This is a genomic window from Mesorhizobium sp. M0621 (assembly GCF_040320745.1).
Taxonomy (GTDB): domain Bacteria; phylum Pseudomonadota; class Alphaproteobacteria; order Rhizobiales; family Rhizobiaceae; genus Mesorhizobium.
In genome coordinates this window covers 19,207-31,747 of sequence record NZ_JAMYQF010000009.1, presented here as the reverse complement: position 1 = coordinate 31,747, position 12,541 = coordinate 19,207, and the positions used below count along the sequence as shown (strand labels likewise).

At 64.2% G+C, this 12,541-nt stretch carries 9 protein-coding genes; all 9 read right to left on the bottom strand.

Annotated features, from left to right (window positions below; all coding sequences use genetic code 11):
* Positions 1-21: 21 nt before the first annotated feature.
* The 9 genes from NKI38_RS08795 to NKI38_RS08755 all read right to left on the bottom strand — a co-directional run bounded on the left by NKI38_RS08795 (position 22) and on the right by NKI38_RS08755 (position 12,540).
* Positions 22-2,868 carry a nitrate reductase gene (locus tag NKI38_RS08795; RefSeq protein ID WP_352656490.1) on the bottom strand — a complete coding sequence of 949 codons (2,847 nt, stop codon included), beginning with the start codon at positions 2,866-2,868 and terminating at the stop codon, positions 22-24.
* A gap of 3 nt (positions 2,869-2,871) precedes the next feature.
* Positions 2,872-3,201: a nitrite reductase small subunit NirD gene (gene nirD / locus NKI38_RS08790; protein ID WP_352656489.1), complete on the bottom strand. Its 330-nt coding sequence runs from the start codon at positions 3,199-3,201 to the stop codon at positions 2,872-2,874.
* Between the two features lie 211 nt (positions 3,202-3,412).
* Positions 3,413-5,863: a nitrite reductase large subunit NirB gene (gene nirB, locus NKI38_RS08785; protein WP_352656487.1), complete on the bottom strand. Its 2,451-nt coding sequence runs from the start codon at positions 5,861-5,863 to the stop codon at positions 3,413-3,415.
* 20 nt (positions 5,864-5,883) lie between these two features.
* Positions 5,884-7,125, bottom strand: coding sequence for an MFS transporter (locus NKI38_RS08780; RefSeq protein WP_502899279.1), 1,242 nt, complete (start codon positions 7,123-7,125; stop codon positions 5,884-5,886).
* Between the two features lie 113 nt (positions 7,126-7,238).
* Complete coding sequence (locus NKI38_RS08775; RefSeq protein WP_352656485.1) at positions 7,239-7,430, bottom strand: hypothetical protein; 192 nt, start codon at positions 7,428-7,430, stop codon at positions 7,239-7,241.
* Between the two features lie 399 nt (positions 7,431-7,829).
* Positions 7,830-8,627, bottom strand: coding sequence for an ABC transporter ATP-binding protein (locus NKI38_RS08770; RefSeq protein WP_352656483.1), 798 nt, complete (start codon positions 8,625-8,627; stop codon positions 7,830-7,832).
* A gap of 11 nt (positions 8,628-8,638) precedes the next feature.
* A complete protein-coding gene (gene ntrB / locus NKI38_RS08765) occupies positions 8,639-9,529 on the bottom strand; it encodes a nitrate ABC transporter permease (protein ID WP_352656482.1) in 891 nt (296 codons plus the stop codon).
* A 97-nt stretch (positions 9,530-9,626) separates the two neighbouring features.
* Complete coding sequence (locus NKI38_RS08760; RefSeq protein WP_352656721.1) at positions 9,627-10,943, bottom strand: CmpA/NrtA family ABC transporter substrate-binding protein; 1,317 nt, start codon at positions 10,941-10,943, stop codon at positions 9,627-9,629.
* A gap of 358 nt (positions 10,944-11,301) precedes the next feature.
* Entirely contained in the window at positions 11,302-12,540 is a 1,239-nt protein-coding gene (locus NKI38_RS08755) for a CmpA/NrtA family ABC transporter substrate-binding protein (protein WP_352656719.1), read from the bottom strand.
* Position 12,541 lies beyond the last annotated feature (1 nt).

Below are 12,541 nucleotides of genomic sequence, written 5' to 3'. Positions count from 1 at the left end.
AGGCCCCTTTGGTCAGGACAATCACTCGGCTGCTTGAAGACTTTGTGCGTCGACGATGACCCTGATCTCGGCACGGCAGGAGCCGCAATTCGTCCCGGCATGCAGGGCCGCGCCGATTGCCGCGACGCTACCGCAACCCTGGCGCACCGCTTCCGCGATCTGGTTGGTACCGACGCCGAAACAGGAGCAGACGATGGCGCCGCGGTCGACGTCGATCCCGCCCGGCCGCCCGGCAACGATCGCCAGCCTGCCGCGGCGGTCGACATGATCGGCACTCAACTGTTCCGCCGCCCAGCCGCGCGACGCGGCAACGGGTCCGGACGCGACGAACAAGGCCCCTGACAGTTGGTCGCCGTCGAAGGCGGCGATGCGATGCTGGCCGGCGTCGCGGTCATGATAGGCGAGGATTTCGGCGCCTGGTGACGTGCCGAACAAGGATTCGGCGAAGCCGGCCCAGTCGATATCGTCATCGCCAAAGGCGAGCTCGACCCGCCAGCCGCCCTTGCATTTGGCCACCGCCCAGTAAGCTGCTGCTACATGCGCCGGCCTCTCGCGCATCACGGCGAAGCCGAAGGCTTTCGCGGCGAATTTCTCGATGCGGGCCGCGACATGTTTCAGTGCCGGCTGGCCGGAAACCGGATCGGTCAGCGGGGCGGTCAGCGTGTCGAGCCGGCCCTTTGCCGCAAACTGATCGGTCCAGTGCATCGGTGCAAACAGGCTGCCCTGACGCTGGCGCACCGTCACCAGCGCGCGCACCAGCACGTCGCCGCGAGGGGTGGAAACGCGTACGATGTCGGCGTCGCCGATGCCGAAGCGCTGCGCATCCGCCGGGTGGATTTCGACGAAGGGCTCGGCGATGTGCTGGGAAAGCCGCGGGCTTTTCCCCGTCCGCGTCATGGTGTGCCAATGGTCGCGGATACGGCCGGTGTTGAGGATCAGCGGATAGTCGGGGCTGGTGCGGATTTCCGTGATGGGGCGGATGGCGATGAAGCGCGCCTTGCGGTCGGGTGTGTAGAAATTGCCGTTGGCGAAGAAGCGGGTATTTTCGCCTTCTGGTTTAAGTCCAGCCTGAGCGCCCCCCTCTGGCCTGCCGGCCATCTCCCCCTCAAGGGGGGAGATTGGCAGCTTCGGCGCTTCGCTCAGTTCTGCGACGCTGGAGATTAGCGAACGCCCGTATGACAGCCGATCTCCCCCCTTGAGGGGGAGATGGCCGGCAGGCCAGAGGGGGGCGCCTTGGCTCGGCGCCGGCCACTGGAACGGCTCAAGCGCCTCATACCCCTCCGCATCAACCCCGGCATAAGCCCCAATATCGAAATCCCGCACGCCATCATTTTCAAAACCCGACAGCGCGGAATGCTCGGCAAACACCTCCGCCGGCGTGGCATGGGAAAACGCCTCGCCAAAGCCCATCCGCTTGCCCACCTCGGCAACAATCCGCCAGTCCGGCAGCACTTCTCCGGGCAGGTCCAAAAAGGCGCGCTGGCGCGAGATGCGGCGCTCGGAATTGGTGACGGTGCCGTCTTTTTCGCCCCAGGCGGCGGCGGGCAGCCGGACATGGGCGTGGCGCACGGTATCGGTCTGGGCCAGCACGTCCGACACCACGACGAATGGGCAGGCCTTGATCGCCGCCTCGACGGCATCGGCATCCGGCATCGAATCGACCGGGTTGGTGGCCATGATCCACAGCGCCTTGATGCGCCCGTCCGCCACCGCCTGGAACATCTCGACCGCCTTCAGGCCGGTTTTTTCGGCCACAGTCGGCGCGTTCCAGAAGCGCTGCACGCGGTCACGATGTTCCGGGTTTTCGATTTCCATATGAGCGGCGAGCATATTGGCCATGCCGCCGACCTCGCGGCCGCCCATGGCGTTGGGCTGGCCGGTCACCGAGAATGGCCCGGTGCCGGGTTTGCCGATGCGGCCGGCGGCGAGATGGCAGTTGATGATGGCGTTGACCTTGTCGGTGCCGGACGACGACTGGTTCACCCCCTGGCTGTAGACGGTCACCGTCTTCGCAGTCGCCGCAAACAGGCTGTAGAAGCGGCCAAGCTCGTCCTCGCTCAGGCCCGTGGAAGCGGCGACCTCGGCAAGGTCGAGCGCGGAGGCGGCGAAAAGCGCTTGCCCGAAGCCGGTCGTATGCGTCGTGATATAGGCGCGGTCGAGCGCATTGTGCTGGCCGAGATAGGCCAGCAGGCCGGTGAACAGGGCAACGTCGCCATCCGGCGCGATCGCCAGGTGCATGTCGGCGATGTCAGCGGTCATCGTGCGACGCGGATCGACCAGCACGATCTTCATCTCCGGCCGTTTCTCTCTCGCGGCCGCGATGCGCTGGTAGAGCACGGGATGGCACCAGGCGAGGTTGGAGCCGACCAGCACGATGAGGTCGGCAAGCTCCAGATCCTCGTAGGTTCCCGGCACCGTATCGGCGCCGAAGGCACGGCGATGGCCGGCGACCGAAGAGGCCATGCACAACCGCGAATTGGTGTCGATGTTGGCCGAGCCGATAAAACCTTTCATCAGCTTGTTGGCGACGTAATAGTCTTCGGTCAGCAACTGGCCGGAGACATAGAAGGCAACCGAATCCGGACCGTGCTTGGCGACGGTTTGCGAGAAGGTCGAGGCGACGAGGTCGAGCGCCTCGACCCAGCCGGCGCGGCGGCCGTGGATCTCCGGATGAAGCAGCCTGCCGTCAAGGTCGACGGTCTCGGCCAGCGCTGAGCCCTTGGAGCACAGCCGGCCGAAATTCGCCGGATGGTCGGGGTCGCCGCGGACGGACACTTGCCCGTCCGCAGCGACCTTCGCCAGCACGCCGCAGCCTACCCCGCAATAGGGGCAGGTGGTCCTCACCTCGCGCGCTTCTTCAATTTCCATGTGTCAGGCCGCGCGGCTGGCCAGCGCTTCCAGCGCAATGAACAAAAGCTCGCCTTCGACCCGCACCGGAATGGTACGCACCGCGCCCTCGTCGGCGCCAAGCGCCTTGCCCGTCTCCAGCGAAATCACCCAATTGTGCAAGGGACAGGTCACGGCCGTGCTATGCACGATGCCCTGGCTGAGCGGTCCGCCCTTGTGCGGGCAATGGTCGTCGATGGCGTAGACCTGATCGTCGGCGGTGCGAAAGACAGCGATTTTCCCCTCGGGCGTGGCGACGCAGCGGGCGCCGCGGCGCGGGATGTCCGTGAGGGAGCCTATCGATACCCAGTTCATTGAGCTGCCTTTGCTTGATATGAATGCGCCAAGGCACCCCCCTCTGTCCTGCCGGACATCTCCCCCTCAAGGGGGGAGATTGGCAGCGTTGATTTTGTCGCCCATCTTGCGGCGTTGGAGATTGGCGGAACCTTTGATGAAGGATGATCTCCCCCCTTGAGGGGGAGATGGCCGGCAGGCCAGAGGGGGGCGGCTCGCGCAGACATCTCCATCACTCCGCCGCCTGCGCAAAGCCGACCGAGGCCATCGGCCGGAATTCGTGCTTGTCCTTGCCGGAAACACGTTCCGACCATGGATCAACCTGGGCAAATTTCTGGCTGAAGACGAAGCGCTCGTAATAGGCCTTGCGCTTGTCGCCATCGTCCATGATCTGGCGCTTGATTTCGGGAATGCCGACGCGCTTGGCCCATTTGTAGATGCGCTCGAGATAACGGCCCTGCTCGCGGTACATCTGCGTCAGCGCAACGATATGCTCCAGCGCCTCGTCCTCGGTCTTGACCAGGCCGAGCACTTCGGTGCCCTTGATATCGAGGCCGGCGGCCCCGGCAAAATGAATCTCGTAGCCACTGTCGACGCAGATGACGCCGACGTCCTTGCAGGTCGCCTCGGCGCAGTTGCGCGGACAGCCCGACACCGCCATCTTGACCTTGGCCGGGGTCCACGAGCCCCACATGAATTTTTCGATGCGGACGCCAAACCCCGTCGAATCCTGCGTGCCGAAGCGGCACCAGTCGGAGCCGACGCAGGTCTTCACGGTGCGCAGGCCCTTGGCATAGGCATGGCCGGAGACGAAGCCGGCCTGGCCGAGATCGGCCCACACGGCCGGCAGGTCCTCCTTGCGGATGCCGAGCATGTCGATGCGCTGGCCGCCGGTGACCTTGACCATCGGGATCTCGAACTTGTCGACGACGTCGGCGATGGCGCGCAGTTCGGCGGCGTTTGTGACACCGCCCCACATGCGCGGCACCACCGAATAGGTGCCGTCCTTCTGGATGTTGGCGTGGACGCGCTCGTTGATGAAGCGCGACTGGTAATCGTCGGCATAGTCGTCCGGCCAGTCGCAGACGAGATAGTAGTTGAGCGCGGGCCGGCATTTGGCGCAGCCGCAAGAGGTCTTCCATTCCAGTTCCTGCATGACCGCCGGAATGGTCTTCAGGCTCTTGGCTTTGATCAGCCGGCGCACCTCGTCATGGCCGAGCGTCGTGCAGCCGCACATCGGCTGCACCGCCGCCGGATTGTATTTGTCGCCGATGGTCAGCACCATCAGCTTCTCGACCAGCCCCGTGCACGAGCCGCAGGAGGCGGACGCCTTGGTATGAGCGCGCACGTCGTCGAGCGACGTCAGGCCCTTCCCCGTAATCGCGCCAGTGATCTTTCCCTTGCAAACGCCGTTGCAGCCGCAGATTTCCGCATCATCCGGCAAGGCTGCAACGGCCGCCATAGGGTCCAGCGGGGCACCCCCCTGGTAGGACTGGCCGAAGATGAGCGTATCGCGCATCTCCGATATATCGGTCTGCTTCTTCTTGAGGTCGTTGAACCAGGCGCCGTCGGCCGTCTCGCCATAGAGTACGGTGCCGATGATGCGGTCGTCCTTCAGCACCAGCCGCTTGTAGACGCCGGCCGAAGCATCGCGCAGCACGATTTCCTGGCGGTCGTCGCCGTCGGCGAAATCGCCGAGCGAGAACAACTCGATGCCGGTGACCTTGAGCTTGGTCGGCGTGTCCGAATGGACGAAGGCAGCAGCCTCGTCGCCGGCCAATTGGCTGGCGGTGACGCGTGCCATCTCGTAGAGCGGCGCGACCAGGCCATAGACCTGGCCACTGACCTCGGCGCACTCACCGAGCGCATAGATGTCGGGATCGTTGCTGCGCATGCCGGCATCGACGACGATGCCGCGATTGACGGCAATGCCGGCTTCCTTGGCGATTGCGGCGTTCGGTCGGATACCGACCGCCATGACCACCAGCGTCGCAGGAATGATGGTGCCGTCGGCAAGTTCCACCTGCTCGACTTTGCCGTTGCCCGTGATCGCCTGCGTGTTGGCCTTGGTGATGACCTTGATGCCTCGCTGCTCGACGGCGCGCTGCAGGAGATATCCGGCGGCAGGGTCGAGCTGCCGCTCCATCAGCGTCGGCATGACATGCAGCACGGTGACGTCCATGCCTTGCGCATTCAGCCCGGCTGCCGCCTCCAGGCCGAGCAGACCGCCGCCGATGACAACGGCCTTGGCCCGCGACTGGGCGGCAAGCATCATCGCCCTGACGTCGTCCAGATCGCGATAGGTCAGCACGCCGGGCAGATTGTGGCCGGGCACCGGGATGATGAACGGCACCGAGCCGGTGGCGATGACGAGCTTGTCATAGGGCTCGCTGACGCCATGATCGGACGTGACGGTCTTGGCCTCCCGGTCGATGGCAACGATCTTGTGGCCCTTGTAGAGGGTGATGTTGTTGGCGATGTACCAGCCATCGCCGTGGATGATGATCTCCTCATAAGCCTTCTCTCCCGACAGAACGGGCGACAGCATGATGCGATCGTAATTAACGCGCGGCTCGGCGTTGAAGATGGTGACCTGGTAGCGACCAGGCGCCTTTTCCAGGAGATGCTCCAGCATGCGCCCGGGGGCCATACCGTTGCCGATGATGACGAGTTTTTCGGTCATATTCCTGATCCGCTCCGGTCTCACTCAGCCGCGTAGGAAAGGGCTGGGGCTTCGGAAGATGCCGCGCGCTCCATCCGCCGAATGCTGAACTGCATCCAGGCAAAGCAAGCGACGACGATGACAAAGAGCAGCATGAAGCAGCTCGACCAGACGCCCGTGAGGTCGTTGAGCGCGCCGAAGGCAATCGGCAGGACGAAACCGCCTAGCCCGCCGATCATGCCGACAACGCCGCCGACCGCGCCAACGCTGCCTGGATAGTAGGCCGGTATGTGCTTGTAGACGGCTGCCTTGCCGAGGCTCATGAAGAAGCCGAGCACGCTTGCGACGGCGATGAAAGCCACCGGCCCGATGGCGAAGTGGAAGGCGATCGGCCCGGCAATGCCGTGCACGATATAATCCGTGGGCGGCAGCGACAGGATCAACGTCGCGACGGACGACACCGCGAAGGTCCAATAGAGCACGGTGCGAGCGCCGATCCGATCGGAAAGCACGCCGCCATAGGCGCGGAAGACACTTGCCGGGATCGAATAGGCTGCGCCGATCATGCCGGCGGTCGCGATGCCGAAGCCGTAGACGCCGATCAGGTAGCGCGGCAACCACAGCGACAGTGCCACGAACCCGCCAAAGGCGAAGAAGTAGTAGAAGGCGAAGCGCCAGACTTGCACGTTCTTCAGTGGCGCGAATTCCTCCCAGAACCTTCGAGCCGGTGCCGCCTTACCGGCGCGGCGCTCGCGGATGACCGGATCGTCGCCGGTCGTGAACCAGAAGACGGCGGCCATGACGACGAGTGCGGCCGCCCAGATCAGCGCGACCGACTGCCAGCCCCAGGAGAGAAGCACGAACGGTGCCAGGAACTTGGTGACCGCAGCCCCGACATTGCCGACACCGAAAATGCCGAGCGCCGTCCCCTGTTTGCCGGCAGGGAAGAAGCGCGAAACATAGGCGACGCCGACTGCGAAGGAGCCACCGGCGAGCCCGACACCGAGCGCGGCGATCAGCATTTGCCCGTAGGTGTGCGCAAAGGCCAGCAGGAAGGTCGCGACCGCCGCCGCAAGCATGGTCGCGGTGTAGACCAGCCGTCCGCCAAAACGGTCCGTCCAGACACCAAGCACCATCCGCACGAGCGAACCGGTGAGGATAGGCGTGCCGACCAGCAGGCCGAACTCCGTCTCGTTCAGCCCGAGTTCCTGCTTTATGCGCACGCCGATGATTGAAAAGATCGTCCACACCGCGAAGCAGACGGTGAAGGCGATGGTGGACATCACAAGCGCCTGCCGGGGAGCACTGTCCTGGCTGGGCGCGGCTGGGAGATTTGCGGTCAATGTCTGGCTCCGGTTTGCGGCGTAGGAGGCACCGCGGATATTTTGTGGGTGAATCAGCGATGCGGCATCGGTGCGTGCAACGAGACCGGGGCCGCCACGGTCAGGTTCCTGCTTTCGATCTTGGCGCCGACGGGAAACAGCAGGAGTGCCGCGGTGAACAGCGCCGCCGTCAGCGCGCTGCTGGCCAGAAAATCGCGGCGCGTGAAGTCCGCGAGGGACGCGCCAGTTCCGATCCGTTTCGTCATCGTCGTCTCCGGTTGGGCGCCGTGTGGGACCAGCGCCGTCGATTGCGTCAAAACAAAAAAAGCCGCCGGTCAGGTCTTCGCGCGCCCGTCCATCCGGGATCGCATATTGACCTGAGCGGCAGCTTTGCCTGTGGCGCCCGCCATTGGACGCCGTGTCACTTGGCCCTTGCGGACCTGTATTCTGAAAAGCAGGAAGCGTGCCAATTCGACAGCGCTCTAGATTATCGAATGAAATCAATGCGGATCGCAGCCGCGCGACTTTTGACCGAGCCCGGCAGCGGATCAAAGATTAGTCAGAATGCCTTGCACAGCAGCATAATATTTGTGCAATGCGGTAGATTGCCCATTGCCGATGCAGATTGCCAGTTGCCGATGACGACGCGTTTTTCGGTCATGGCCTTACTCCGCGGCTTCGACGAAGCGGTGGCGTTCGTAGAGGAACTTCAGCACCGCCTCGCGGCAGCGCAGGAAGGTGCGGTCGGAAGACAGCTCGACGCGGCGGCGCGGCCGCGTCAGCGGCACGGCAAGCACCTCGCCGACGGTCGCCGCCGGGCCGTTGGTCATCATGACGATACGGTCGGAGAGCAGCACCGCCTCGTCGACATCATGGGTGATCATGATCGTCGTCGAGCCGAGCCTGGAATGGATGTCCATAACCGCATCCTGCAGATGCGCCCGCGTCAGAGCGTCGAGCGCGCCGAACGGCTCGTCGAGCAGCAGGATCTTCGGCTCCATGGCCAGCGCCCGGGCAATGCCGACGCGCTGCTTCATGCCTCCGGAGATTTCCGCCGGACGCTTGTCCTTGGCATGCGCCATCTGAACGAGGTCGAGATTGCGCATGATCCAGTCATGCCGCTCGGCCTTGCTCTTCGAACGGCCGAAGACCTTCGATACCGCCAGATTGATATTTTCGTAGACGGTCAGCCATGGCAGCAGCGAGTGGTTCTGGAACACAACCGCGCGTTCGGGTCCGGGACTGTCGACCTCCTTGTCCTCGAGCAGCACGGCGCCGGCGGACACCTTCGTCAACCCGGCAATCAGGTTCAGCAAGGTCGACTTGCCGCAACCGGAATGGCCGATGATGGAGACGAATTCGCCCTTGTCTATGGTCAGCCGGATGTCCTTCAGCACCTCGCTGACCTGGTTGCCTCGGGCGAAGGATTTGTCGATATGGTCGAGTTTCAGATAGGCCGTCATCGCCCCTCTCCTCACTTTGCCGTTGTGCCGCGGGTGACGAAGGCGCCGACTGCCGCGACCAGGCGGTCGAGGCAGAAGCCGGTGACGCCGATATAGGCGAGCGCGACGATGATGTCGGGCAGCCGCGACGAATTCCACGCGTCCCAGATGAAGAAGCCGATGCCGACGCCGCCGGTCAGCATTTCGGCGGCGACGATGGCGAGCCAGGACAGGCCGATGCCGATCCTCAGGCCAGTGAAGATGTAGGGCGCAGCGGCCGGCACCATGATCTTGACGAAGAATTCGAACTGGTTGAGCCGCAGGATGCGCGAGACGTTGCGATAGTCCTCGGGGATGTTGCGCACGCCGACAGCGGTGTTGATGATGATCGGCCAGATCGAGGTGATGAAGATGACGAAGATCGCCGACGGGCTGGAATCGCGGAACGCGGCCAGCGACAGCGGCAGCCAGGCCAGCGGCGGCACGGTACGCAGGATCTGGAACACCGGGTCGAGGCCGCGCATCGCCCAGATCGACTGGCCGACCAGCGCGCCGAGCGCCACCCCGACGACCGCCGCCAGGCCGAAGCCGATGGCAACGCGCTGCAGCGAGATCAGCACCCGCCAGGCGAGCCCGATGTCCTGCGGGCCATTGTCGAAGAACGGATGCGCGATCAAATCGTAGGCCTCGTTCCACACCTGGCTCGGCGGCGGCAGGCTCGATGTCGGTGACGAGCAGGCGATCTGCCAGACGACCAGCATGAGGGCGATGACGATGGCCGGTGGCACCAACGCGCTGGCCAGCTTGCCAGCGATGGCGAGCAGATCGAAGCGCCGCCACGCCTTGGCGGTTAAGGCGATGACCTCCGCCGGTTTCGCGGGGAACGTCTTCACCTTTGTGTCCTCGATAGTCTGGATCGACATATCTGGGAAAAACTCCATGGTCGGGATTTGCGACAAGCGGCGAGAGCGCCGCTTGCGCAGGGAGGCGACAAACGGCGCAATGCGCCGTCTGCGGCGGTCAAGCCGAGGCCTTGATCTTCAGGCTGTCGAGATAGGCGGACGGGTTGGCCGGATCGAAGATCTTGCCGTCGAAGAAGGTCTCGACGCCGCGCGACGACGACGCCGGGATGTCGGCTGCCGCCACACCAAGATCCTTGGCCGCCTCGCGCCACAGATCCTCGCGGTTGACCTGATCGACCAGCGCCTTGATGTCGGTGGTCGGCGCGAACTTGCCCCAGCGTATGTTCTCGGCGAGGAACCACGAATCGTGGCTCTTGAACGGATAGGAGACGCCGCCCTTCCAAAACTTCATGTAGAGGTCGGTGCCGTTGGCGACGCGGCCATTGCCGTAGTTGATATCGCCCTTGAGGCGGCCGATGATGTCGGCGACAGGCACGTTCATCCATTGCCGCTTGCCGATGATGGCGGCCATCTCATCCTTGTTTTCCTTGGCCTCGCACCATTGCTGGGCTTCCATAACGGCCATCAGGATCGCTTTGGTGGCGTTCGGATATTTGTCGATGAATTCGGCGCGCAGGCCGAGCGCCTTTTCGGGGTGCCCCTTCCACAATTCACCGGTCGTGGCGGCAGTGAAGCCGACGCCCTGGTGGACGAGCTGCTCGTTCCACGGCTCGCCGACGCAGAACACGTCCATATTGCCGACCTTCATGTTGGCCACCATCTGCGGCGGCGGCACCACGATGGTCGAAACGTCCTTGTCGGGATCGATGCCGCCGGCGGCCAGCCAGTAGCGCAGCCACAAATCATGGGTGCCGCCCGGGAAGGTCATGGCGGCCTTGATTTCTTTGCCGGCCGCCTTTTTGGCGGCGAAGACGTCCTTCAGCTTCGACGCGTCGAGGCCGACACCGGTGCCGGCATATTCCTGGGCGACCGAAATGCCCTGGCAGTCGTAATTGAGCCGCGCCACGATCGCCATCGGCATCGGCTGGTTGTTCTGCGTCACCTTGCCGGTGTGCATGAGGTAGGGCAGCGGCGTCAGGATATGGGCGCCGTCGATGCCATTGGCCGCGCCGCCGAGCATCAGATTGTCGCGCGTCGCGCCCCAGGAGGCTTGTTTGAGCACCTCGACATCGGGCATGCCGAACTTGGCGAACAACCCTTTCTCCTTGGCGATCATCAGCGGTGCTGCATCGGTCAGCGCGATGAAGCCGAGCTTGGCGCCGGTGACCTCCGGAGTGGCGGTCGCCGCATAGGCTCCAGACGGCAGCAGCGCACGCGCGGCCGCCAGGGTTGCCGCGGTGGCAGCACTTGCCATCAGGAAATTGCGGCGAGTCATGCCCTCGAGAGGGGCTTTAGTCTTGATGCGTTTCGTCATCATCGTCTCCCATTGGGCACTGCTTGGGTTCAGCGCCGTCGATTGCGTGTTCGATCAAAACAAAAAAGCTGCCGGCCAGGCCGCGCGCGTCCGTCCATCCGGGATCGCGTGTTGACCTGAGCGGCAGCTTTGCCTGCAGCGCCCGCCATTGGACGCCTGTTCCGTGACCCGAGAGGAGTCTGCTTATTGCAAAGCAGGAACCATGCCAGTTTTGGAATGAATGACAAACATCAATGAGATCAATGAGATGACACAATCGTCGGCGCGCCGGCCCGCCGGGCGAGCAAGCCAAAGATTGTTCATTAGCGCAGGTGCACGCACAACTTTTGTGCAATGCACAAGAATGGCGCGGAAATGATCAGGCCTGAATGTCGGCGAATTTCTGGCCAGTGATGTAGGCGTCGATCTCGACGGGATCGAAGATTTGGCCGTCGAAGAACCCGTCCGGGCCGAGCACCAGGCCGGCACCTGTCGCGCCGACCGCGGTCGCTGCCTTGAGCGCGCCCTCGACCTTCGAATTGGCGCCGGGAAGTGCCACGCCAAGCGGCTTCAGCGCCGAGCGGTAGAGGTCGGGACGGTAGCAGTCGCGGGCGATGGCAAGGTTTTCCGGCGTGTGCGCCACATGCCCCCAGCGCACCATCTGCGTGTAGAACCACAGCGCATGGCTCTTCCACGGAAAGTTCGCCGCCTTGTCGAAAGGCAGGAAGAAGTCGTCGATATCCAACTCCGCCCCGCCACCCAATTGCAGATGGCCGGTCAGGATCGGCATCTGCATCGCAGGCGGCAGGCCGAGGAAGCCTGCCTGCGCCATCACGGCGGCCAACTCGCCATGGTTGGCCGGATCCTGGCACCAGCGTGCCGAGTGATGCAGCGCGCGCAGCAGTGCTGCCAGTGCCTCGGGGTTCTCGTCTGCCCAGGCCTTGCGCACGCCGATCACCTTCTCCGGGCTGTTGCGCCATATCTGCGCCTTGACGGTGACGATATGACCGGTGCCGGCGACAACCGAGGCGCTGTTCCAGGGTTCGCCGACGCAATAGCCGTCGATCCGCCCAGTGGCCAGCGCATCGGCCATGAAGGGCGGCGGCACGATAACGATCTCGATCTCGCGGCTGGGGTCGATGCCACAAGCCGCGAGCCAGTACCGCAGTTCGTAATTGTGCCCGGAATGCGGATGCACGACGGCGAAGCGCAGCGGGTCGTGACCGGCCACCGCCCGCTCGCGGATAAGCGCGCCAAGTGCGGCACCTGCGCGCGCCGGGTCGAGATCGGGTTCCGCGCCGTGCGCCATCATGCCGGCCCAGACAGCGTTGGAGATGGTGACGCAATTGCCACCGAGGCCGAGCGAGAACGGCACGATGGTCTCGGAAGCAAGCGGCGTCAGCCCGAGATTGCAGGCGAGCGGCATCGGTCCCAGCATGTGCGCGAGATGGAAGTGGCCGATGGCGATGCGGTCGCGGATGTTGGCCCAGGATGTCTCTCGGTGTAGCGTGAGATCGACGCCTTCCCGTTCGGCAAAGCCAAGCTCGCCGGCCGCGACCAGCACGGCGCTGTCGAAAAGCGGCATGAAGCCGGCGGTGATCTGGTGCTCGGCGGCCATC

Excerpts from the sequence above, each read along its gene's own strand:
- NKI38_RS08795 (WP_352656490.1), bottom strand. The coding sequence starts at position 2,868 with ATGGAAATTGAAGAAGCGCGCGAGGTGAGGACCACCTGCCCCTATTGC.
- nirD (WP_352656489.1), bottom strand. The coding sequence starts at position 3,201 with ATGAACTGGGTATCGATAGGCTCCCTCACGGACATCCCGCGCCGCGGC.
- nirB (WP_352656487.1), bottom strand. The coding sequence starts at position 5,863 with ATGACCGAAAAACTCGTCATCATCGGCAACGGTATGGCCCCCGGGCGC.
- NKI38_RS08780 (WP_502899279.1), bottom strand. The coding sequence starts at position 7,125 with ATGTCCACCATCGCCTTCACCGTCTGCTTCGCGGTGTGGACGATCTTT.
- NKI38_RS08775 (WP_352656485.1), bottom strand. The coding sequence starts at position 7,430 with ATGACGAAACGGATCGGAACTGGCGCGTCCCTCGCGGACTTCACGCGC.
- NKI38_RS08770 (WP_352656483.1), bottom strand. The coding sequence starts at position 8,627 with ATGACGGCCTATCTGAAACTCGACCATATCGACAAATCCTTCGCCCGA.
- ntrB (WP_352656482.1), bottom strand. The coding sequence starts at position 9,529 with ATGTCGATCCAGACTATCGAGGACACAAAGGTGAAGACGTTCCCCGCG.
- NKI38_RS08760 (WP_352656721.1), bottom strand. The coding sequence starts at position 10,943 with ATGACGAAACGCATCAAGACTAAAGCCCCTCTCGAGGGCATGACTCGC.
- NKI38_RS08755 (WP_352656719.1), bottom strand. The coding sequence starts at position 12,540 with ATGGCCGCCGAGCACCAGATCACCGCCGGCTTCATGCCGCTTTTCGAC.